Genomic DNA, 24,248 nt, shown 5'->3' on the forward strand with positions numbered 1-24,248 from the left:
CAATCTATTAATACAAGAATGAAGCGCCTTCTTCTGCACTCGAAACATTGTCTCGCATAATTTTGAATATATCTCGTCCCCACGTGACCTGCTCTTTTTCCGTATCAATGACCATAGGTTGACGCCCCTCATACGAGGTTAATAAATCTAACTTTCCATTTTCACTGTCAAGACGAACAATATCTCCTTCTTGAATCAGTCCAATCACACCACCACGTAGGGCTTCAGGAGAAATATGGATAGCCGCTGGAATTTTGCCTGACGCGCCAGATAATCGACCATCAGTAACCAAGGCAACTTTATAACCGTCTTTCTGAATATTTCCCAAAATAGGCATTAGCTTATGTAGCTCAGGCATTCCATTCGCTGCGGGTCCATTGTGGGTCACGACAATAATACAATCTTGATTTAACAGGCCTTTTTTGTACGCTGCCTCCACATCATGTTGTGAAGTAAATACTTTCGCTGGCGCTTCTATAAATCGGTATTCTTTTGCCACAGCAGACACTTTAATCACTGCGCTACCTAAATTGCCGTGTAGCACTTTTGTTCCACCAGTACTTTGAAACTCTTCGCCACTACATGCAATAACATTAGGGTTTGCAGTGCCTATGACATCGAACCATTCAAGCTGCCCATCAACCAAGGTTGGTGACATTAGCTGTTGATTGAAATCGCCAAAAGCTGGAGTAACATCAGTATGCAATAATTCACTTTCATGCAGACGCTTCATTAGTGCAGGAACACCGCCAGCGACTTGAAATTCATTAATATCAGCTGGCCCGTTAGGATAAACCTTCACTAAAAGTGGAACAATATCAGACAAGTCGCTTAAATCTTCCCACGTTAAAATAAAACCTGCTGCACGAGCGATGGCAATCATATGAATGCTGTGATTTGTACTGCCACCAGAGGCTAATAATGCAATTAAGCCATTCACTAAACTCTTCTCTGTAAACACCTTTTTTAACGGTCTATACGATGGGGTATCAGCAGTCATTGATGCCAAACGTACTGATGCATAATCAGTTAATGCCGCACGAAGTGGCGATTCTGGATGAACAAAAGCAGAACCTGACAACATTAGCCCCATCGCTTCAAATACAAGCTGATTTGTATTTGCGGTTCCATAAAATGTACAAGTTCCAGAAGAGTGATAGGCATTACATTCCATTTTCTGCAACGCATCTTGCCCGACTTTTCCCGCTACAAATTTTTGTCGAACATCGACTTTTTCTTCATTGGTGATACCAGTAGACATTGGTCCTGCAGGAATAAATGCCGTCGGTAAATGAGCATAACTTAGTGCCCCCATTAACTGTCCTGGGGCTATCTTGTCACAAATCCCAAGCAGTAATGTCGCATCAAATACATTATGGCTTAACGAAAACGCGGTAGATTGAGCAATTAAATCACGAGAGAAAAGAGACATATCCATGCCTGCTTGACCTTGAGTTACACCATCGCACATAGCAGGAACGCCACCCGCGATTTGTGCGGTATGACCGTGCTCATTTAGTGTTGATTTAATTTGATCAGGATAGTCTTTATATGTTTGATGTGCACTTAGCATGTCGTTGTATGCAGTAATAATCGCAACGTTTGCGTGTGTTAAATTCAATATCGTCGACTTTTCACTAGAACAAGAAGAAGCAACTGCATGTGCTAAATTACCACAAGACATTTGAGCTCGACCTTTACCCGCCTTTTCTTGTTCTTCAATTTTATTCAAAAAAGCCTGACGACTATCAACACTTCGTTCTTGGATTCGTTTCGTTACCGCTAAGATGGTTGAGTGAGTCATGCTACTACCTTATTTTGTTGTGTATTACTTAGGTTGCTAAAGCGAGAAAGGCTTTCTAATTCTAAAACTGTTTTTTCAATAATGTCATTCAGCGTCGCATCAATATTTATGGTAATAACGCTTTTCTCACTCACTGGACGCTCTAAAATATCAAACTGACTCTTTACCATATTCTCTTTCATGAAATGACCAGAGCGAAAAGACATTCTTTGTAAGATAAGCTCAATACTTCCATCCAGAAAAACAAAACTGACGTTTTTATTCCCTTCTCGGATTTTATCGCGATAGCTTTTTTTCAATGATGAGCAAACAATTACACCTGTTTCGTTTTTACTTTCAATGCTAAATGCCGCATCACGTACTCGCTCCAACCAAGGCAAGCGATCTTCATCGCTCAATGGCTCACCACGTGACATTTTTAAAATATTCGCTTTTGGGTGTAAGTCATCCCCATCGATAAATTTCGCTGAAATTCGTGTTGCCAGCAATTCACCAATCGTGCTTTTACCACAGCCTGAGACACCCATAATAATGATGCTTTTTCCTGACATTTTTACTCCCTAAGTTTTTTTGAGCTAGATCTCACTTTTCAAACATCGTGAAGAATTTAGTTTATTTCCTAAATGTTATTGGTAACATGTTACCCGTAACTTAGAGGTTTGTGAAACTATTTTCTTCAAGCTTCGACCAATTAAGGAATAAAAAATGCAAACCATCGAACAGCAATTAAAAGAAATCAAAATCGTTCCAATTATCGCAATTGAAGATAAAAATAATGCAGTTCCACTCGCTAAAGTACTTATAGAAAATGGATTACCTTGTGCTGAAATAACCTTCAGAACCGAGGCTGCTGTTGAATCTATTCGTTTAATGAGAGAAGCATACCCAACACTGTTGATTGGTGCAGGTACAATATTAACAACCCAACAAGTTGATGACGCTATCGATGCGGGTGCTGATTTCATTGTCAGTCCAGGTTTGAACCCAACCACAGTGACTTACTGCCAAGAGAAAAACATTCCTATTATCCCAGGAGTTAATAATCCAAGCTTAGTTGAACAAGCAATGTCTTTAGGATTAAAAACCGTCAAATTCTTTCCTGCGGAACCTTCTGGTGGCCTATCGATGCTAAAAGCTTTATCTGCAGTTTATCCTGTCAGCTTTATGCCAACCGGCGGCATTAGTCCAACGAATGTTTCTGATTATCTTGCTTTACCCTCTGTTGTCGCTTGTGGTGGAACATGGATGGTGCCAAATGCCATGATCAACAACGGTGATTGGAAAGGTTTAACTCAGCTAGTAAAAGACGTAAATAATTAAATTCTGACAAAAACAAAACAATAACAAGGCGAGCGATGAGTACTCTGTTGGTTATTTAATCAATGATTCGTTCGTCTGTTCTCACACATGGAAAGTAAACTTGGAGTTAAGCATGTCAAAGAATTATGGCGCTACTGCACAATCCGTCGTTGAAAAACTCGGTGGTTCACACAACGTTATCGCAGTAACTCACTGTATGACACGATTACGCTTTGTTGTAAAAGACGAAAGTTTGATTGATGTTACTTCCCTAAAAGCAATAAAAGGCGTAATGGGTGTTGTTCATAACAGTGATAAATGCCAAGTGATTATTGGCAATACTGTCTCTTACGTATTTAAAGAAGTGACTGCGCTTTGTAATTTAAGTGGTCAAGAAGATATCGAGACGACTAAAGTAAAGCTGACACCAAAAGTCATTGGTGCAAAAATTTTAGATGCCTTAATTGGTACCATGTCTCCACTGATCCCTGCGATCATCGGAGGCTCAATGGTAAAACTATTAGGCATGATCCTCCTAATGGCTGGAGTATTTGAAAAAACAGATTCAACCCTTATTATTTTAAATACCATAGGCGACGGTGCTTTCTTCTTCTTACCAATTATGGTTGCCGCTTCTGCCTCTATTAAATTTAAAACTAACATGTCATTAGCCATTGCGATTGCGGGCGTGCTTGTTCACCCTGCTTTTGTCGACCTAATGGCACAAGCAGCAAACGGTGTCGAAGCAACCTTCTTTGGCGTTCCTGTCCTTGCCGTAAAATACACCTATACGGTTATCCCAGTATTATGCATGACATGGGTGCTTTCTTACATTGAACGTTGGGTTGATAGTATTACCCCCGCGGTAACTAAAAACTTCCTTAAACCAATGTTAATTGTCCTTATTGCTGCACCTATCGCTATTGTTGTGATTGGCCCTGTTGGCATTTGGATTGGTACAGGTATCTCAGCAATTGTTTATACCGTTCATGACACACTTGGTTGGTTAGCCGTAGCGATTATGGGTGCAATTTGGCCTCTGCTTGTTCTTACTGGTATGCATCGAGTATTTACACCGACAATTATCCAAACGATAGCAGAAACAGGTCGTGAAGGTATGGTTATGCCATCAGAAATTGGCGCAAACTTATCTCTTGGTGGTTCATCACTTGCGGTTGCTTACAAAACTAAAAACAGTGAATTACGCCAAACTTCATTAGCTGCTGCAGCGTCTGCCATCTTAGCGGGCATTTCAGAGCCAGCACTTTATGGTGTTGCGGTTCGATTGAAGACGCCATTAATTGCAAGTGTCATCAGTGGGTTCATTTGTGGTGCCTTGGCGGGAATGGCCGGATTATTTAGTCATTCAATGGCTGCTCCAGGATTATTCACCAGTGTACAGTTTTTCGATGTTGATAATCCGATGAGTATCGTATGGGTATTTGGGATAATGGTGCTTTCTGTCGTCCTCTCCTTTGCTCTAACGTTAATTATTGGTTTCAAAGATATACCGGAAGATGAAACTGACATTGAGCAGAAAGAAGTTCAGAACGAAACTACGCCAGCTAACATCAATACAAAACCTGAAACCGCGTAACTGATAAACCAATTTATATCATAAAATCAAAGTGCCAATTCTATTTGGTACTTTGCTATTTAAAGGATAACAAAATGTCTAATAATGTATTTCCTAAAGACTTTTTATGGGGCGGAGCTATTGCTGCAAACCAAGCAGAAGGCGCACACTTAGAAGGTGGGAAGGGATTAACCACGGTCGATATGATCCCTTACGGTGAAAATCGTATGGCAACAAAATTAGGTTTATTGGAAAATGTCTCATTGGATGAATCTGAATATTACCCTAGCCACCAAGCCATCGATTTTTACCATCGCTATAAAGACGATATCGCTCTACTTGCCCAAATGGGATTCAAAGTATTTAGAACCTCTATTGCATGGAGTCGTATTTTCCCTAAAGGTGACGAGTTAGAGCCAAACCAAGAAGGCATTCGTTTTTATCGTGATCTCTTTTTAGAATGTAAAAAGTACGGTATTGAACCTTTAGTAACACTTTGCCACTTCGATGTTCCTATGCATTTAGTCAAAGAATACGGTTCTTGGCGCAGCAGAGAAATGATTTCATTTTTTGAACGCTATGCAAAAACCTGTTTTACTGAATTTGATGGATTAGTAAAACATTGGCTTACTTTCAACGAAATTAATATCTTACTGCACAGCCCATTTTCAGGGGCAGGTATTCTTTTCAAAGAAGGAGAAAATAAAGAACAAGTTAAATATCAAGCTGCGCACCATGAGTTAGTTGCTAGTGCATTAGTTACGCGCATCGCACATGACATTAACCCACAAAACCAAGTGGGTTGTATGTTAGCCGGGGGGAATTTTTACCCATACTCATGCAAACCAGAAGACGTATTAACCGCAATGCAAAAAGACAGAGAAAACCTGTTTTTTATTGATGTTCAGTCGCGTGGTTACTACCCATCTTATGCTCAAAAGGTCTTTGATGATAAAAATGTGATTATCGATATCACTGATGAAGATCGTAAGATCTTAAAGAATACGGTCGATTTCATCTCATTCAGTTATTACGCTTCTCGTTGTGCCTCTGCGGATATGAACGATAACAATACCAGTGAAGCCAATGTAGTTAAATCCATCAAGAACCCTCACTTAGAAGCAAGTGATTGGGGCTGGGTGATTGACCCTGTTGGATTACGTATCACCATGAATACTTTGTATGACCGTTATCAAAAGCCATTATTCCTAGTAGAGAATGGATTAGGTGCGGTAGACACAATTGATGAAAACGGCGAGATAAACGACGACTATCGCATTAACTATCTTAAAGAACATATTAAAGCGATGAAGGATGCAATTTCTGATGGCGTTCCATTAATGGGCTACACCCCATGGGGAAGCATTGATTTAGTCGCGGCTTCGACGGGTGAAATGAGCAAAAGATATGGTTTTATCTATGTTGACCGAGATAATTTAGGTAATGGTTCATTAGATAGAATGCCTAAAAAATCCTTTTACTGGTATAAAAAAGTCATCGCGACTAATGGCGAAGATTTAGAATAAAAGAATCCTAATAATAAATAGCCAACCTCTTCCTCCAGAGGTTGGCTATTTATTTATTCTTTATTTAGAAAAAACAGCTGTGAGATAACGATTGTTTAGCCCTTTCGTTAATATTGAATGCACTCTAAAGAACAACGCACTTGGTTTTTTAACATAATGCTTAACGATATTTCGCCCCACGCCTTGTGATCGGTTTTCTTTAGATTCTTTTTTCGAAAACAATCCTTTAAACTCCCAATATTGGATCTGCTCAAACGTTTCACCCGCTTGATAATTTGAAGCTGAAAACAGACGATAAAAAGAGGCCACTGTGAAATCATGTAAATGATGCGGATTACCATCAACCGTTGGTGTTGTCGGAACAGACGCGATCATAACCCCTTCTTTACTCAATTGAGTTAATAAATGCGTTACCATTTTTTGAGGCTCAGGTACGTGCTCAATCGTTTCTAAGCTAATAATGGTGTCAAACTGTTGGTATCTGTTACCACTAAGAAAAAGTTGGAAATCCATCCCATTACCGCATTCATAGCGTAAGTTATCCGCTTGATAATGCTCTCTCGCGTACTCGACTGCTAGAGGATCAACATCAACACCCACAAATTGTTTATCGGGATGGGCCTCAGCCATTAAAGCCGTGCCATAGCCACAACCACAAGCTATGTCTAAAATATGAGTTCCACGTAACTGCGTTGAGGCAAATTCATAGCGTTCTAAATGAATATCTAATACATCTTGATGACTTTTTTCATCTTGATTCAGCTGTTTTGGGTAAATTCGTTCTAGGGAATGCTCAGCTGTTATCTTTTCTTTTGTGAAATCCATTTAAATACCTTGATAAATGACGCCTAAAAATAGTAATGACAATGCTCATGTTGGTTGAGGATCAGATAGTAACATTATTTGGCTTTTTCATACGCTCACATAACCAATTTAGCGACTGATCATTCAAACTTAATTTGTTATAAACCATGCTATAAGCAACCTGACCATAATCAAAAGGCAACGCTTTAATAACTAATCCTTGAGCTTGCTTTGCCGTTTCAGCCCATCTTTTAGAACAAGTAAATAAAAATTCAGTTTGATGACAAAGAATCGCAGCACTGCCAAAATCAGCCACTGAAATAACAACCTCTCTCGGTGTAAATTGCTGACTTAAGCACTGTTCAAAATAAGGCACATTTAGCTCTTTATCAAAAATACCAACATGCTTATAGGCTAAGTAGTCTTCAACGCTTAGTTCTTTATCAACTAACGGGTGACCTACGCCCATCAAGCAAACCATCTCATCATCAAGTACGGTTTCCCACACTAATTGCTTTTCTGTCGTTGGTGGCTGACTTCTATCGTGAGGTAACAAAATGACATCAACTTGGCCATTTAATAAAGCATCAAACCCTAATTGCTCTTTAGAATGAATTTCAACACGAGAATTAGGCGCTTGAGTCGATAAAATATCACTAATGATAGAAGAGAATATTTCAAAGGTACTCTCACGCATAGAAAGGGAGAATTTACCCGAAAACGCCATTGGTTCAAAAGCCGATTGATTTAGTAATCCATTCATATTATTAAGAATTTGATGGACGGTTGAACCAATTTTTAATGCAAATGGGGAAGGAATAAGCTGAGTTCCATCTCGATAAAATAATTCATCACCAAGTAAAGAACGTAATTGAGATAATGTTTTACTCACGCTTGATGGACTCATACACAAAATCTCAGCACTTTTCGTAACACTATGAGTTGATAGCATGACATGTAGAGCCGTTAGTTGTTTAAAGTTAATACGAGAGAGCTGTATAAGATCCATAATACCTGATGAATAAAGCGATTGTGTAACACAAATTATAATACGAACCGAGTTAAATAGATGCGTAAAAATATAAGCAATTAATCCATTAAATTACGACATTTACATTTTCTAACAATACCTTGACTTGAACCTAGGTGATTATTCCCCTACTATAACGCCCTTACTCTTTGGGGAGTAGCCCGCTTTCTCGTTTTAATTATCAAAAATAAACAGAGAGTTCGTACATCAACATAATTGGTGCAAAATCACCATGGTGTGCGAGACAAGCATGAGCAGCTTGTTCGGCAAGACCTTAGATTAACATCACGAACCATTGGGTGGGCGTGAGGTTTTTCTATGGATCTTATAATTATAATCCCGCCCAAGTGAGTAATGTCATGAGTGTATTAGCAATATCAATAACCACCGTCGCACTAGCTGAAATCGGTGATAAAACCCAACTCCTCTCTTTACTACTAGCCAGTAGATACCGAAAACCAATCCCTATTATTGCCGCCATCTTTTTTGCGACCATTTTAAACCATGCTTTAGCCGCTTATTTAGGCGTTGTTGTTGCCGATTATCTAACACCTGAAACCTTAAAGTGGGCTCTCATTATAAGTTTTGTTGCGATGGCTGGCTGGGTGCTGATCCCAGACAAGTTAGACGAAGATGAAAGCATCTCAAGCAGAGGTCCATTTATTGCAAGTTTTATCGCTTTCTTTATTGCTGAGATTGGAGATAAAACTCAAATTGCCACGTCGATCTTAGGGGCTCAAAATGCCGATGCTTTACATTGGGTTATTATTGGTACAACGATAGGCATGCTATTAGCGAACGTGCCAGTCGTATTAATTGGTAAGTTTTCTGCCCATAAATTACCACTGACTTTAATTCATCGTATTACTGCTGTGATTTTCTTAGGATTAGCCGTAAGTACTTTCTTCGGTATGTAACGGGTTAGTATTATAGTAATAAATAGATAAAAACCAACCGAACGTATTGTTCGATTGGTTTTTTTATATCTTATTTAAAAGAAAATTTATTCTGTAATTACCTGTTTCTCCAGCTTGTCATCAACCGCTTTAACCAGCAATAAACCAACGCTAAAGACAATAAGGCCACAGAATACAAACACCATACGGCCCCATAATGGGTTTGGTAATGTAAACATTGCCATCACACCAACACCAGCGACTGCGATTAATGAACCAAGCATACGGCGTTGTTTATTATCTAATATTTTCTGTTCTGCACTCTCAGAAACCAATGGTGTCGCTAGGTTTTCAAAGAACTTATCTACGTCTTTTTCACGATGTGCTGCTAGAGGTTTGTAGAATAGTGTTGATAGTAAGAAGAACCCACCAGTAAATATCATATGAGAAATCAGACCAATCGCAACTTTTAAGTCAGCCCATTCACGACTGGTTAATTCATTTAATCCAAATACGTTTTGAACCATCTCTGCCGTAACAACAAAACCAACAAAGTAAGACACAATACCACCAACCACTAAGGTTCCCCACCCTGCCCAATCAGGCGTTTTGCGGATAAAGAAGCCAAGGAAAGCGGGGATAGTCATTGGGAAACCAATCAATGCACCTACATACATCATGGTATCAAACAAACTCAGCTCTTTTAGCGAGTTAATAAATAACGCGACTAAAATAATCACTAAACCAAATATGGTTGATGATATTTTCGACACTAATACTAACTCCTTCTCAGACGCTTGAGGTCGAAGAATGATTTCATAAAAGTTTTTAACAAAAATACCAGAGTTGCGGTTAAGCCCTGAATCCATTGATGACATCGTTGCTGCAAACATTGCTGCAATAAGTAAACCAACCATACCAACCGGCATATATTTTTCAACAAAGTAAAGATATGCAAAATCAGCCGCTTTACTTCCTGCCTCTGGATAGTGAGCAGCAAGATCAACACCCTGACCGGCAAGAAACCAGCTAGGCATGAACCAAATAACCGGTCCAATAGACATTAGAATACAAGCAAGTAACGCCGCTTTACGAGCATTGTTAGAATCTTTAGCAGCAAGATAACGGTACGAATTCAACATGTTATTGTTGATACTGAACTGCTTCAAGAAAATAAATACAGCCCAAATACCAAAAATACTCAGGTAGTTTAAGTTACCACCAGTAATAAACGAGTCTGTTGGGAAATTTTCAACAATATTTGTTACGCCACCACCATGATAAATCGCGACAACCGCACAAGTGACAGTTACTGCCATAATGATAACCATCTGCATAAAATCAGAGGCGATTACAGCCCAAGAACCACCAGTTACCGACATAACCAATACAACTAACCCTGTTAAGATAATTGTTGTAGTCATATCAAAACCAAAAATTCCAGAAGCAATAATGGCAAGTCCATTCAACCATATCCCTGCCGAGATCAGGCTGTTTGGCATACCAGACCAAGTAAATACTTGCTCGTTCACTTTACCAAAACGCATACGAATTGCTTCAATTACCGTAACAACGCGAAGTTGGCGGAATTTAGGCGCAAAGTACAAGTAATTCATTAAATAACCAAATGCGTTAGCAATAAAAATAATTGCTACTGCAAAACCATCAGTAAATGCTTTCCCCGCAGCTCCGGTAAATGTCCATGCACTAAACTGCGTCATAAATGCAGTTGCACCAACCATCCACCACAGCATATTACCGCCCCCGCGAAAATAGTCACTTGTCGTACTTGTAAACTTTCTAAACATCCAACCTATTGCAATTAAGAATAAGAAATAGACACCTACGATAAGAGTATTAAGTTCCATCTTTTTGACCTTTTTGTAATTATGTTTTTATTGAAGCTGATTATAGATAGCAATAAAAACATTTGTACTACAATAATTCAAAATGGTGATAGAAACTGTTAATTTGAAACTTATATAATCAGACAAGTGATGTAATTCACAATTTTATAATTAATAGCAATGAGAATAGGAAAAAAAGGAGTAAATTACGGTAAAAAAAACCGGTAAGAAACTGAAATAAAAGTAAATACATAGATGATAACAACCAGTTAATAATTGATTATAAATGAAAGTATTGCTAACAAATTATAGTAAAAACAACACTTTTGTATGATTTATTGATGTAAAATAATCTAAGGTTTGCGTATTAATCGCAATGGTTTTAATACGAACCATCATTATTTGAAGGGTAAAAATAAAAAACCAACCCTACACTGTAATGTAAGATTGGTTCTTTATATTCTTTTTTATAAAAAGCAGATTATTCTGTAATTACCTGCTGTTCTACTTTGTCATCAACGGCTTTAACCAGTAGAACACCGACACCACCAACTATCACACCACATAAAATAAAGACTAAACGTCCCCACATAGGGTTAGTCAGTAATGCCATAAGCATGATACCAACACCAGCAACGGCGATTAACTTACCTAACATTTGGCGCTGTTTGTTATCTAGTTGCTTCTGCTCTTCAGATTCAGCGACCAGTGGCGTCGATAAATTACCAAAGAACTTGTCGACATCGGCTTGACGCTTTTCTGTTAGCGGTTTATAGAACAACGTTGATAGCATGAAGAAGCCGCCAGTTAATGTGATGTGAGCAATTAGACCAATAGCCACCTTAACATCAGACCATTCACGACTTGTTATATCTTGTAAACCAAAGGCTGCCGATACCATCTCTGCATTGATAACAAAACCAACCACATAAGAAACAATACCACCAACAACAAGTGTCCCCCAACCAGCCCAATCCGGTGTCTTCTTAATGAAGAAGCCAAGGAAAGCAGGAATTGTCATAGGGAAACCAATTAAGGCACCTACGTACATCATCGTATCAAACAGACTTAATCCTTTAAGTGAGTTGATGAATTGTGCGATAAGGATAATAGCAAAGCCGAATACTGCAGAAGAGATCTTAGATACGGTAACTAGCTCTTTCTCGGATGCTTGTCCCTTACGAATAATTGGTTCATAGAAGTTTTTAACGAAAATACCCGAGTTACGATTTAAACCTGAATCCATTGAAGACATGGTTGCTGCAAACATTGCCGCAACTAATAGACCAACCATACCTGCTGGCATGTATTTTTCAACAAAGTATAGGTAAGCAAAATCACCCGCTTTTTTACCCGCCTCTGGGTAAGCCGCTGCTAGATCAACACCTTGACCTGCAATGAACCAAGAAGGCATAAACCAGATAAACACACCACCCATCATTAGCACACAAGCAAGCAATGCTGCTTTTTTAGCATTCTTTGAATCTTTTGCTGCAAGGTAACGATATGAATTAAGCATATTATTTGTAATAGAAAATTGTTTAACAAAAATGAAAAATGCCCAAATAGTAAAGATGCTTAGGTAGTTAATGTTGTTGCCCCAAAGGAAAGAACCACCTTCCTGTACCGGGAAGTTAGTCACAATCTCACTCACACCACCGGCTTGAACCACTGCAACAACGGCACAAGTAACGGTTACCGCCATGATGATAACCATTTGCATGAAATCCGAAGCAATAACCGCCCAAGAGCCTCCCGTTACCGACATTGCTAATACTACGAGTCCAGTAACCCAGATAGTCATGTTCATATCGAAACCAAAAATACCCGATGCAATAATAGCCAGTGCATTTAACCATACACCCGCAGACACAACACTGTTAGGCATTGAAGACCAAGTAAATACTTGCTCATTAGTTGCACCAAAACGCATTCGAATGGCTTCAATTACTGTTACAACACGAAGTTGTCTGAATTTAGGTGCAAAATATGCGTAATTCATGAAGTAACCAAAGGCATTCGCAATGAAAATAACCGCAACGGCAAAACCGTCGTTATAGGCTTTACCTGCAGCTCCTGTAAATGTCCATGCACTAAATTGGGTCATAAATGCAGTCGCACCTACCATCCACCAAAGCATATTACCGCCCCCGCGGAAGTAGTCACTTGTTGTACTAGTAAACTTTCTAAACATCCAACCAATTGCGATTAGAAATAAGAAGTAGATACCGACGATCAGAGTATTGAGTTCCATCTTTTGACCTTTTGTAATAATGATTTGTTACAAAACCGTATCATTTTAACGGGGTCTATTTGTAGTACGATACCTCAAATTAGTGATCGAGATTGTTTATTTGATAAATATATAATCATACAAGTGACCTATTTCATAAAACCATCAGATTTTTTTACACCTAAATCACTACAAAAAAGACATAAAAAACACCTAAACACATAAAAAAACCGTACAAAACTCAAGTAATTTAACGAACAAAGCTCATTTTCATCGGTTGAATTACTGCTATATATAAATATACCAAAGCACCACAACGATCATTTTGTATTACCAATAGGTGAGTTGCATCTTAGATGTTATTCCTATTTATAGATAATGGCTGACTATCGCTAAACAAAAATAACGCAAATCATTAGCGATCTCTTTTTGATATAAAGAAGCCCTCGTTAGAAAATTAAGCATAAAAAAGGCCACTTAACTTTTCAGCTAAGTGACCTGATTATCTGTTTGAAGAACCTCAACAGATAAATTAATACCGACGAATTATTTGCCGTTCAACTTCAGTTCAGTGAAGGTGACACTATTATAATCACCATTTTTCTTATCAATCGCAAAATCTCCAGTGCCAGAACAACCTGGCCCCCAAACTGGATGCGAATCATTCACACTGCATTGACCATAAGCGCCAGCTTTAAAATAAAAAGCATCTTTAGCGTATCCTGTTGGATAATCTTTGTTATCAATACCTTTACTTAAGTCAATTTCATACGTAACCGTTTCATGTCGTTCAGTTTCAAATGTTAAATACATCATGGTGTCTTTAACATCTATTTTATAACTAAATTCTTCACCAAGCTTAATGCCAGCATCCCCTGGTTCTGCTGGGTTTTCCCAAGTGTTCCCCCACACAGGATAAGCAATATCAATACGGTTTGGATCATTCTTATCTAGATTACGTTCATAGTTCCAAAAGACAGATCCCATTTTGTGCCCTGGGAACTTCTTATAGAAAATCTTAATCGGCTCATTACCGTGCCCGTAACCCGTTTTAGCCTTAATTTGAGCATTGTCTTTTTCTGCATGGATCTGACCAACCACGACTGAGTATGCTGGATATCTTTCTGGGTATTTAGCATTCTCCGAAACATGGTTAACTTTTAATGTTGCTTCAAGTATGCCACCAACAGCACTAAATGTTTTTGCATCAGGATGACTTGAAAGTGCCCAGTTATTCAAATTATCATGTGTATCAATAGAGAAATCTGCACCACGAGCCATTTGACGCAATTCTGAACGTGCATTTTTAGAGTTTTTTGTCGTTACCGCTTTGTTATGAACTTCGAATACAACATGACCATCAGCATTTAAATAGAAGAAGTCCGTATGCGAATAACTCATCATTGCCACGCCTTCAATTTCATCAACGCGGCCATCTTCGTTGATATCTGAAGGAATTGTAATCTTCCAATTGCGCATATCAAATTTATCCGCAGGAACTGGATTCGATACTCCATTATTTGCAAATGACACCATTGGAACTGCCGCTAACAAAGCAACTGCCAATATATTTTTTTTAAACATCCATCAATCCTTAGTATTAAGTAAGCACTGAGTTACCTCCTCAGTGTGAAATTATATTAATTAAAAGAAAATCGGTAATTTATAAGCTATTTAATCTCTCTTGAAGCTGAAGCATATTATTTATAGATAATCCGTTTTATTGAAATCACTCTTTATAAAAAATTGGTACAGCGCCTCAAAAAGAAAAACACTATTAATTAACATTAACCACGCCTTTTAAGCTCGTTAATAAACGTCTCTTTTGGAACGATTTAATCATTATTTGTATTATTTAAATATAAATAAATACAAATATTTCATCAATGGGATCACAATCAATATAAATACAAAATCATCAACAAAAAATGGGATAACCATTGCAATTAGTTATAAAACCGGCAATTGCTATGAACTTTTTGATTGGAATCACAGAAAATTAACAAAATAATTCGTAACATATTTGTCATACATTAATTCAATATCATTAATTAATGCGTACTAAGCAGTCACCCAAAAAATAAATAATAGTGAGACAAAGGTATGAATTCTGTTACAAAAATTGCAGCCATTATTGCTTCAACCCTTTTTGCAAGTGCAGCCACGGCAGCCACAATGGATTATCGATACGAATATCGAGCAGCAACCGATTATCTAAAGAATGGAGAAACGGAAAAGTCATCTGTAGATGCTCGCCATCAACACCGCGTCAAATTAAGCGAGAGCTTTACTCTTTCTGATAAGTGGAAACACTCCACAGGTCTAGAGGTTAAATTTCATACCGATGATTCTTACTATGATGTCGATGATGGAGAAGTTAAAAGTGCAAACAGTAACAGCTTCTACAATGGCAACTTATACATATACGGTATGGAGATGGATAATACGGCGACCTACAAAATCGACAACCATTGGTATTTACAAATAGGTATGCCTATCGCATTAGATTTTGATGAGCCTAATGCTAATGATGGCGACTGGAAAATGAAAAAAATTACCTATAAACCACAATTACGAGTCGGTTACAAAGCTGAGATGGGGTTAACAACAGCTTTACGTTACCGTCATGAATATGCTGATTTCCGTAATTATAATATGTTTGGTGATACAGATTCTGAAACGGGTGAACGTCTAGAGTCAGCACAAAAATCGAAAGTGACGCTTACTGGTTCTTATAAAATAAAATCTCTACCTAAACTCGCTCTTGCTTATGAAGCAAACTACGTAAAATCTCTAGATAACGTACTTCTATATGATAGTAAAGATTGGGAATGGGATGCAGGTATAAAAGTCAGCTACAAATTCGAATCTTGGAAGCCTTACGCAGAACTATGGTCGTCTGACATTAGCTCGACATCAAGTGATCGTGAAGCTAAATATCGTGTAGGTGTTTCTTACTCATTCTAATCACCTTAATAGACATTAGATTGATGCTAGCCCTGCGTAAGTGTAGGGCTAAATTTTATTCATTCACGCTGAAGGCGTACTCCTAAATCTTTTGTCTGAAAAATATAACGTACAAGAGAGTTTATTATGAAGATTTCTAAAATAGCTATCGCTGTCGCTCTTTCCACTGGCTTCTTATTTGGTTGTAATAGCGATGGTTTACCTATTCCACCAGAAACGTCAGTCGAACCAGGAACCCCTGCGTCAGCATTAAATGGTGGCCTATGGCAAATTGGATCAGCAACCGCGATAAGCGCATTCTCTAATGTCGTGTCAACTGACTTACCTAATATTTATATTTTTGCTGATGGAACACAAAAATATTACTTCGATGATACCGTTTCAGGCACCTACGAAATAAAAACAACCACTTATACAGAAGATGTGGATTCTAAAACGATTATATTTACTTATTACGGGACAGATACTTCGACCAGTACTAATGTGTCAGGCGCTTACTCTGTAACGAATGGGACATTAAGCGTTGATACCGCATCAGAAGGGATCCTGACAGGTTCTGATGAGACTGGAAATCCTTCCGTGAGTGACGCAGTAACAAGAGCAAATGAAGAATCAGGTATAAACAACCAAGTACAAATCGTAGATACCTTAACAACAGATACCGGAGAGTTAAGGCTGAAGTTGTCAGACAACGATATTACAAACATTACCTCAGGTAAATTAACCGTAGATTTGATTTACCAAGCCGATGAGGATTCAATTGGTGATAGCAACAGTAAAAACGCGTATGTCTCATTTTATACCACAGGTACATCTACGACTAACTTACATGGTGAAATTGCTTTAGAGGGCGGTGTTATTAAATATCGTGACAACGCAAAAGCTTTAAACCCAATTGATGGCAGCTATGTAGAAGGTGAAACCTTAAAGATTGACGTTACTTGGGATACCAATGTCTTTACTTTCAAAGTAAATGACGCCGAGTACTCATACTTAGCTGATGAAATTCCTGAAAATAGCCCTGTTGAAATTATCGCATTAAGACTAGGTGACAATGGAAGCACCAATAACTATGAGCTTATTGCCGATAACCTAAAAATTTATTCAAGCGACAGTGGCATTGAAACGTTAGTCTTTGAAGATAGTTTTGATGGCTATTCAGCAGGTAAAATATTGAATAGTAAGCCTTATAATAACAACAGTTCTGAAGCGACCGTCATCGGTAGTGATAATATCCCAACAGATCCCACTGACCCAACAGATAACAAAGTTGCCGCAATTACCGATCAAGATACAGGTGACACCGGTGAACTTCGTTATAAGTTTGATTCAGGTATGACTACCGGAACGCATAAACTATCTATGTATTATGATGCTACTGAAACTGAATCGGCTTATGTCGCACTCTTTGATACCAAAAATTCAACCAGTTCTTTAATTGGTGAATTAAAAATCGATGAAGGTAAAATAACGCTGCGCGGTGAAGCTGAACAAGTGGCAACATTTACCCCAGATACCTGGATTGATATAGAGATGTCTTGGGATACCTCATCTACTACTGACGTCGGTACTTATTCAGTGAACATCGATGGTACCGAATATGGTCCTTATCATTCACAGAACATCACACCAGGAGTTGAAGTAACCGCAACCACAGTTAAGTTCTCATCAAATAGCAATATGGCAAACACCACCTTATTCGTTGATAATTATGAAGTGTATTCAGATGACTCAGGTACGATAGAAGTCTTCAATGATGACTTTGACGCACGTACAATTGGTGAAGATTTAAGTACCTCGCCATACAATTCAAGCACATTTTCTGCTGTAGTTGCTCAAGATCCACTTAACACAGCGAAATAAAACACCTTCATTTTTTACTGATTAAATGCCGTCATTACGACGGCATTTTTTATCTCATTAGCGACTGTATCACCAAACGCACCAATCAATAACGCCTAGTGACATACTCCCTCCTTCATTCCTGAACAAAAGCACTCCCTAAGTATTTTAATGCTTATTCGTCACCTAAACTTGTCACTATCCCTAATTATCATTAATAGGTACTGTCTGCTTCTTCATCAATGAGTTTAGCTAAATGAGCTGCGTCATAAAAAGAACGACCTAATGCTGCCTAAATTGATTGGAATGTAGAGATAACCGACAAAAAAAACCTCCAACTCAACGAGAAAGAGGCTTTAGTTTTATAACGTTATAAATAAGTTATGACACTTAATTAATCTTGGTATTTATCGTGTGATGTTTTAATTTTGTAGAAAGTAGCCTGTGCATAGTCATCTAATTCGCCGTTGATGTTTTGGTTATAAACACCCGCTTTAAAGTACATGTAACGACCGCCTTGATCGTAACCGCTCTCACTCATATCAACAACTTGTACAACATCATCTTTGCCTTCTCGCATCAAAGTAACTGTCATGGTGTTGCCTTTAACATCAATTTTATAGCTAAATTTTTCACCAAGGGCAATGCCTTTATCACCAATATCACCCGTCATATCACCCACTAAATTAAAGTAATTATCGGTACCTTCATTTGTGTTTTCATGAGCAAAATAAACCGTTCCTGTTGAGTGGTTTGGTAACTTGCGGTAGTAAAGGCGAATTGGTTCATCATCTTTATCGTGGATCTGACCAATGATAAAGCGGCCTACTTCATGCGCATCACCTGTTGTTGTTGTATGATCAATTTTAAGTGTTGCTTCTAAAACACCATCAATACCACCAGCCGCTTTCAGGTCTTCAGTCGGTGATGAACTAAATACCCAATTATTCGCGTTAACCCCTTTCGTCGAAATTGACTGATCACCGCGGCGTAGCATTTCTCGCATTTCTGTGCGTGCATACTTCGTGTTTTTAGAAGTACGTGTTCCCTTCACGAACGTTTTGAAAACCAAACCACCATCATCAGCTGTATAAAATAATTCGGGGTGCTCGTAACCATTTGCTAAGTTCCACTCAGAGACATCATCTGGCTTACCATTTTTATCATGATCAAACGGTTGGGATAGGTACCAAGTCGTTAAATCAAAGTTTTCACTTGGAGCGTTACCTGCAAGTGGTGGTGTTGGTAGATTGGTTGGTACAGGTAATGGACTGCGAGTATTACACTTCACCGTTGTATCGCATGGATAAACAGCAGGAGCTCCGAAGTCGCCTTTACGTAAGTCTTTACGAGCTTCTTTAAGTGCTTTATTTGCTGCATTCATTTCTGCAATTAAAACTAACTCAGCATCAACTACGTCATCAGTAATAATGTGGCTGACTGGGCAGGCATTAATGCCACAATTCACAGCGGCCAGTTCTGTTACTGAGTTCCAGCTATTTTTGGTATTGCCGTGACCAACGTATTTTACATAGCGTGCTTGCACAGGCTGAAACTGAAAACGCTCTAGACCTATAGCTTTGCCCGAACTTAGCTGCCCCTCTAAGATCGTTGTCCAATTGTCACCATCAACACTAACCAAAAGGTCGAACTTAGACTGGCGTTCATTACCTTTACTAAATGAGGCTTGAATTGCATCAATCTCGATCACTGAACCATAATCAAGCATTGCCCATTCACCGACACCATTTGCAGACCAACGAGACGTAATATCTTGATCAAATAGTCGCTCTGGACCGTTGCCATCATGACTACTAGCAGTAATAGCGACAGGGGTTAGGATTGCCTCACCCGTTTCTTTATTATTAGGAAAGTCAACTGTCGGAGATCCGGTACTCGTACAACCAACAGCAAATAAGATAGAAGAAGCTAGCAAGCTTTTTAAAATAATTCGTTTCATATTAAATCCATTATTATATTACAGGAGCAGTATTTTCAATTGAAATCGAGACCAAAAAATTATGATGAACAATGTGTTTAATCTCAACATCAACGTTAACTTCAAATAAACATTACATCATCTTATAATACAAATAAAAGAGTTGATTGAATTAATGAGACTACGACCTCTTTTCATCCATGTAATTCTGAATCTTGATCACACTTGCTAATATTAAATCCAATCAATTATGCTCTGCTTATAATGAACTAAAAGCGATTAACCTAAATGTGAACGTGTTTATTGATACTTCGTAAGTCGCTATCGGGTGATCAAGATTAACCGTTTCAAATGGGACTCCACTAATCTCACCGATAATAAAGAGACGCCATATCTAACCGGCACTTCTTTCTTCATTGAACTCAATATTCAAATTTTAGGCAAAAAAATACGCTCATGCCGCCTGTACAACATGAACGCAAGGGTAGTTTCAGCCACTACCGTTTCCTGCCTCTTAATCAAAGGCATGGATATATAATTAGAATCGTTGTGAGCAACTATTAATACGTTAATTTAACACCTTAATAATCTTTAGCTTAATCGGTTTACACTAATAATAGATCCTATGAACTCTCTTCATTACACCATCATTATGTTTATCACCCTTAACCACGAAATATAATAATATATTACAAATAATTTTAAAGTGCTGTATTTTAATTTCATGCTACAACGCACATTTTTGAAAATTTATAAATGTAAGAAAATATATTAAACCAATTAAAATCAAATAGATAATTCACCTATAAATTTTCACCTAAAACCATGAGATGATTTTTAATTGATAAGTGGAGTCAATTCACAGATCCAAGAGATCAAAATAATGTATTATATTTGTATTATTTAATAAGGACTCGTTAGATTGGAACCATAAATAATGACCCTTATATCTTGTTACTTTCCTCTTATGTCAGTTCTGAAGTATGACTGATACAAAGTATTGAGCGACTCGAATTAAACAAAATCTAAATTTATAATTATCCTTAACTTGTGGAATGAAATAATGAAAAAACACAGTAAAGTAGCCTTAGCGATTACATCAATAATTGCAGCAAGCTCTGTTTCTGCAGCTTCACTTGATATTCGACATGAATACAAGAGCCACACAGAACAACATGCAACTCGTGTAAAGATGGGGAATAGCATTGGCGATTTTTATTTTTCTGGCGAGCTAAAGTTCAAAGGTGAAGACGGTGATTTTCTTGAAGATTTGAAGAATAATGGTTGGGAGTTAGATCTTGGTTACCGCTATAAATTAAGTGATAACCTAACATTACAACCAGGAATGCCTATCGAAGGTCGTTCTTCTGGTGTTACTTTTAAACCACAAGTCCGTTTAACTTATGATTTAGACAGTGTTGATGGGTTGAGTTTAAGTGGTCGTTACCGTTATGACATGATACAAAATACTCATACAACGGATTATATTAATGATGATGGTACTCCGATTCTGGATCCAGACGGTAACCTAGACCCTCAATACCGTAACTTAGAGAATCAACGCCGCCATCGTCTAACTGCCAATGTTAACTATAAAACTGAAAATTGGCGTTTTGGTGTAGAAGCCAACTACTACAAAGCAGATGGCTACAACATCTATGATAATGACGACACAAATTATGAATTGAATGCCAGTATCCGTCACATTATGGGACAATGGCAACCTTACGTAGAATTCGGAGATGTGAGCACATCATCAAGCAGTGCAACTAGAGAACTAAGAAGCCGTGTTGGGTTAACTTATAGTTACTAATCTCTCTTTTAAAAAATAAAGCCAGCATAACTGCTGGCTTTATTCATTTAGCATATTATTTCAATACACTACATACTTAGCTTATACATCAACCCAATTGAAACATTTGAATTTGGTGTTACTCTTTTTTGTTGAGCCAATAGCAGTTCAGCAGTAGAAACGGCATCAGCTAGTGCATTATGGGCATTATATTCAGGCAAACCATATCGAGACCGAGTTACGGACAGTGTTAAATCTATATCTTCATGATTACTGATCGCATTCGCTAATTTCTTTTCAATACATAGCGTATCTAACCAAAGTAGCGGTAATTCTCGTAATCCATAAGTTTGAAATAGATAATGGTTAATAAAGTTACGCTCCATCACACAAGCATGAGCAACGATCACTTTTCCTTTTGCCGCTTCAAAAAACGTCGCCATAGCATCATGAATTGAAGCACCTTTCTCTAACATTTGTGGTGTTATATGATTAATAATTGCCGTTTCTGGTTTTATCTGAGAATCATTCGTCAAATACAAATGCTGCGCGGAAGCTAAATCAATCTTATTGTTTATGACATCAACCCAACCCATAGATAAAATCAAATCGCTTTCACTGTCTAATCCAGTTGTTTCTAAATCAAGGACAATGTAGTTACTATTTTTAGCTAAATCATGAATTTCAGGACAAGGCTCTTCAACCAAGCAACGTAACATTTTAGGTAGATTAACCGTATTTATGTATTTTTTTCGCTTTCTCTTTATCCCCTCTAAAGGGTGAAAATACGTTAATAACGCCTTCATTATCGGCTCCCAAAGCGTACTTTTGCGCCCTCTTGAAGATCTGCAATAATTCTAAATGCATCTTTTAAATGTTTGCGCTCAAAACTGCCAAAGCTGTTTGGATCAATATTATTGTTCGGTTCTTCACCTCTTTTGAGCGCTTCTAATTGGTGACTAAAGCGATATGACAGTATAAATTCGTATGCACCCAAAATATTTTTAAACGCATCATCACTCAGCATACCTTTCTCGTTCGCCGCTGCAAAACGTTCATCCGTAGCAGACAGATCACACTCCACCGCTAATCCGTAAATTCGAGCAAGATCAATGACCAAATTAATCGCGTATTTTTTTACGTTCAGTGTTTTCTTGTTCTCGCCTGATTTTTCTAATACCAAACTATTGAAGATACCTAATGGCGGATTCGTATTAATGGCATCTCTGACTAAGGTACTCAAAAATTCACGATTATTACGGATATTACGGTGCAGCTCATCCCTTAATATCGATTCAAATTCACTGTTGCCATAAACAGTGCGGATCTCTAAAAATACACTGATGTTCAACAATCGTTCGTATTCTGGATTCGCGACCCATTTTTTATAATAGTGTTTCCATACATTCAGTGGCTGACACCATTTCGGTGTGGCGGCCATGAATTTTCCTGGACACAATGGGTAATCACAACTGTCTAGCCCATTCGTCACAATCATCGCTAAATGCTTAAAGTAAATTCGGTCATTTTCTGTCGCATCATCTGCAAGCACAATCGCACTGTCTTGATCCGACAACATATGCACTTCATTTCGAGCGTGAGAACCTGCAACGATCCATGAGAAATCACACGGCGGAGGGCCTAATTTATCCATCGCTATTTGAATAATTCGACGAGTATATGCATCCATAATCATCGTCATTACTTTACCAATGATTTCTGGAGACACTTTACCTTCGACTAACGCTTCAAAAATCGCTTGGCGCTCAGGCGTAAAACTCGCCAATGATTTTATGCTGCCTGCGTATTTTATTTTTTCGATTAAGAAAATAGCCTGAACACGGTGATTTTGAACCAGATGAGAGGTGGTTAACAGCCCCACCACTTTATTGTCTTTTACTACGGGTAAGTTACGTATATTAAATTGCATCATTGCCGATGCCGCATGCAGAACCAAATCATCAGGCTTAATGGTTAATGGCGAATGCGTCATCACATCACGTATTGGACGATCATACGACACACCATGAGCGATCACTCTTTTGGTCATGTCTCTGTCCGTAATTAAGCCAATGATCTTGTCATCTTCATAAATAACGGCACACGACGTTCGATGTACAATGCGCATTTCATGGGCAACTTGCTGAATACTTTGATCTGACGTCACGACCGCAACTCGACCACTCGCAATATCTTCCACCTTGCGAATAAACAGCCCTTTCTCTTTGTTTGACCAGACCACATCAAGTGCCGATTTCAGACGAACTTGCGCTTGGGACGCAAAATGCTCGGCACAAGCAGGGTAAGTTTTAAACAATACTTGCAGTGCTGAATGAGGAATAATGTACAACAGCGTATTATCTATTGCAGTGGCTTTATACCCTTGCTCGTTATCCATATCAGAATTAAGGAAAGTAAAACCAAACAAATCTTCCGACCCTAATCTGGCTCGTAAAACTCCATCCGATTTTCTCTGCTCCATAGAACCGGTTCGAATGATATAAAGCGATTTTTCTTTCCCGATTTCACACATATCAACCACTTCACCTTTACTTAAGTAAGTGATTTGAATATGTGCCGCCAATTCTCGTAACGCTCCTTTTGGTATTTTATCAAAAGGATCTATTTGACCAATAAATTGGATGATATTTGGCAATAGGGATTGAGGCATAATAATACTCTCTGTGATTTAA

Annotated in this window: 17 protein-coding genes and 1 riboswitch; of the genes, 7 read left to right on the forward strand and 10 right to left on the reverse strand. The window is 38.2% G+C overall.

The annotated features are described in order from the left end of the window. Positions 1–7 precede the first annotated feature (7 nt). Both edd and A6E06_RS06735 read right to left on the reverse strand, forming a co-directional pair. Complete coding sequence (gene edd, locus A6E06_RS06730; protein WP_065591879.1) at positions 8–1,804, reverse strand: phosphogluconate dehydratase; 1,797 nt, start codon at positions 1,802–1,804, stop codon at positions 8–10. Beyond that, on the reverse strand, positions 1,801–2,355 hold the full coding sequence (locus A6E06_RS06735) for a gluconokinase (RefSeq protein WP_060993256.1): 555 nt from the start codon (positions 2,353–2,355) through the stop codon (positions 1,801–1,803). The genes edd and A6E06_RS06735 overlap by 4 nt, the downstream gene beginning before the upstream one ends. Before the next feature lie 154 nt (positions 2,356–2,509). Here A6E06_RS06735 and A6E06_RS06740 point away from each other — a divergent pair, with 154 nt between their 5' ends. From A6E06_RS06740 to A6E06_RS06750, 3 genes are all read left to right on the forward strand, one after another. Next, positions 2,510–3,124, forward strand: a complete 615-nt coding sequence (locus A6E06_RS06740; protein WP_065591880.1) for a bifunctional 4-hydroxy-2-oxoglutarate aldolase/2-dehydro-3-deoxy-phosphogluconate aldolase — start codon at positions 2,510–2,512, stop codon at positions 3,122–3,124. Between the two features lie 112 nt (positions 3,125–3,236). Continuing rightward, positions 3,237–4,700 (forward strand): PTS cellobiose/arbutin/salicin transporter subunit IIBC, encoded by a 1,464-nt coding sequence (ascF, locus tag A6E06_RS06745; protein WP_065591881.1) that lies wholly within the window; start codon positions 3,237–3,239, stop codon positions 4,698–4,700. A gap of 74 nt (positions 4,701–4,774) precedes the next feature. Further along, positions 4,775–6,205 (forward strand): 6-phospho-beta-glucosidase, encoded by a 1,431-nt coding sequence (locus tag A6E06_RS06750; protein ID WP_065591882.1) that lies wholly within the window; start codon positions 4,775–4,777, stop codon positions 6,203–6,205. Between the two features lie 60 nt (positions 6,206–6,265). Here the strand turns inward: A6E06_RS06750 and A6E06_RS06755 are convergent, their stop codons facing one another. Both A6E06_RS06755 and A6E06_RS06760 read right to left on the reverse strand, forming a co-directional pair. Continuing rightward, positions 6,266–7,030 carry a bifunctional 2-polyprenyl-6-hydroxyphenol methylase/3-demethylubiquinol 3-O-methyltransferase UbiG gene (locus A6E06_RS06755; protein ID WP_065591883.1) on the reverse strand — a complete coding sequence of 255 codons (765 nt, stop codon included), beginning with the start codon at positions 7,028–7,030 and terminating at the stop codon, positions 6,266–6,268. A 61-nt stretch (positions 7,031–7,091) separates the two neighbouring features. Further along, positions 7,092–8,018, reverse strand: a complete 927-nt coding sequence (locus tag A6E06_RS06760; RefSeq protein WP_065591884.1) for a LysR family transcriptional regulator — start codon at positions 8,016–8,018, stop codon at positions 7,092–7,094. 160 nt (positions 8,019–8,178) lie between these two features. After that, positions 8,179–8,303, forward strand: a riboswitch (yybP-ykoY riboswitch). 95 nt (positions 8,304–8,398) lie between these two features. On the opposite strand from A6E06_RS06760, the gene A6E06_RS06765 reads away from it, so the two are divergent. After that, positions 8,399–8,956, forward strand: coding sequence for a TMEM165/GDT1 family protein (locus tag A6E06_RS06765; RefSeq protein ID WP_065591885.1), 558 nt, complete (start codon positions 8,399–8,401; stop codon positions 8,954–8,956). An 86-nt stretch (positions 8,957–9,042) separates the two neighbouring features. On the opposite strand, the gene A6E06_RS06770 is transcribed toward A6E06_RS06765, so the two are convergent. From A6E06_RS06770 to A6E06_RS06780, 3 genes are all read right to left on the reverse strand, one after another. After that, the gene (locus A6E06_RS06770) at positions 9,043–10,803 is read right to left on the reverse strand and encodes a transporter (RefSeq protein WP_065591886.1); all 1,761 of its coding nucleotides are present in this window, start codon (positions 10,801–10,803) and stop codon (positions 9,043–9,045) included. 460 nt (positions 10,804–11,263) lie between these two features. Beyond that, positions 11,264–13,036, reverse strand: coding sequence for a transporter (locus tag A6E06_RS06775; protein ID WP_065591887.1), 1,773 nt, complete (start codon positions 13,034–13,036; stop codon positions 11,264–11,266). Positions 13,037–13,561: 525 nt separating this feature from the next. Further along, positions 13,562–14,599: a polysaccharide lyase family 7 protein gene (locus A6E06_RS06780; RefSeq protein ID WP_065591888.1), complete on the reverse strand. Its 1,038-nt coding sequence runs from the start codon at positions 14,597–14,599 to the stop codon at positions 13,562–13,564. 519 nt (positions 14,600–15,118) lie between these two features. Between A6E06_RS06780 and A6E06_RS06785 the strand changes: the two genes are divergently transcribed. Both A6E06_RS06785 and A6E06_RS06790 read left to right on the forward strand, forming a co-directional pair. Further along, positions 15,119–15,982: an oligogalacturonate-specific porin KdgM family protein gene (locus tag A6E06_RS06785; RefSeq protein WP_065591889.1), complete on the forward strand. Its 864-nt coding sequence runs from the start codon at positions 15,119–15,121 to the stop codon at positions 15,980–15,982. 126 nt (positions 15,983–16,108) lie between these two features. Next, positions 16,109–17,845 (forward strand): hypothetical protein, encoded by a 1,737-nt coding sequence (locus A6E06_RS06790; protein WP_065591890.1) that lies wholly within the window; start codon positions 16,109–16,111, stop codon positions 17,843–17,845. 373 nt (positions 17,846–18,218) lie between these two features. Here the strand turns inward: A6E06_RS06790 and A6E06_RS06795 are convergent, their stop codons facing one another. After that, the gene (locus tag A6E06_RS06795) at positions 18,219–19,784 is read right to left on the reverse strand and encodes a polysaccharide lyase family 7 protein (protein ID WP_065591891.1); all 1,566 of its coding nucleotides are present in this window, start codon (positions 19,782–19,784) and stop codon (positions 18,219–18,221) included. A 1,042-nt stretch (positions 19,785–20,826) separates the two neighbouring features. Between A6E06_RS06795 and A6E06_RS06800 the strand changes: the two genes are divergently transcribed. Beyond that, positions 20,827–21,576: an oligogalacturonate-specific porin KdgM family protein gene (locus A6E06_RS06800; protein WP_065591892.1), complete on the forward strand. Its 750-nt coding sequence runs from the start codon at positions 20,827–20,829 to the stop codon at positions 21,574–21,576. A 68-nt stretch (positions 21,577–21,644) separates the two neighbouring features. Here the strand turns inward: A6E06_RS06800 and A6E06_RS06805 are convergent, their stop codons facing one another. Both A6E06_RS06805 and A6E06_RS06810 read right to left on the reverse strand, forming a co-directional pair. Further along, positions 21,645–22,361, reverse strand: a complete 717-nt coding sequence (locus tag A6E06_RS06805; protein WP_065591893.1) for a 3'-5' exonuclease — start codon at positions 22,359–22,361, stop codon at positions 21,645–21,647. Beyond that, on the reverse strand, positions 22,361–24,226 hold the full coding sequence (locus A6E06_RS06810) for a DUF294 nucleotidyltransferase-like domain-containing protein (protein WP_065591894.1): 1,866 nt from the start codon (positions 24,224–24,226) through the stop codon (positions 22,361–22,363). Before A6E06_RS06810 ends, A6E06_RS06805 begins: the two co-directional genes overlap by 1 nt. Positions 24,227–24,248 lie beyond the last annotated feature (22 nt).

This window comes from Aliivibrio sp. 1S175 (genome assembly GCF_001690985.1).
Lineage (GTDB): Bacteria > Pseudomonadota > Gammaproteobacteria > Enterobacterales > Vibrionaceae > Aliivibrio.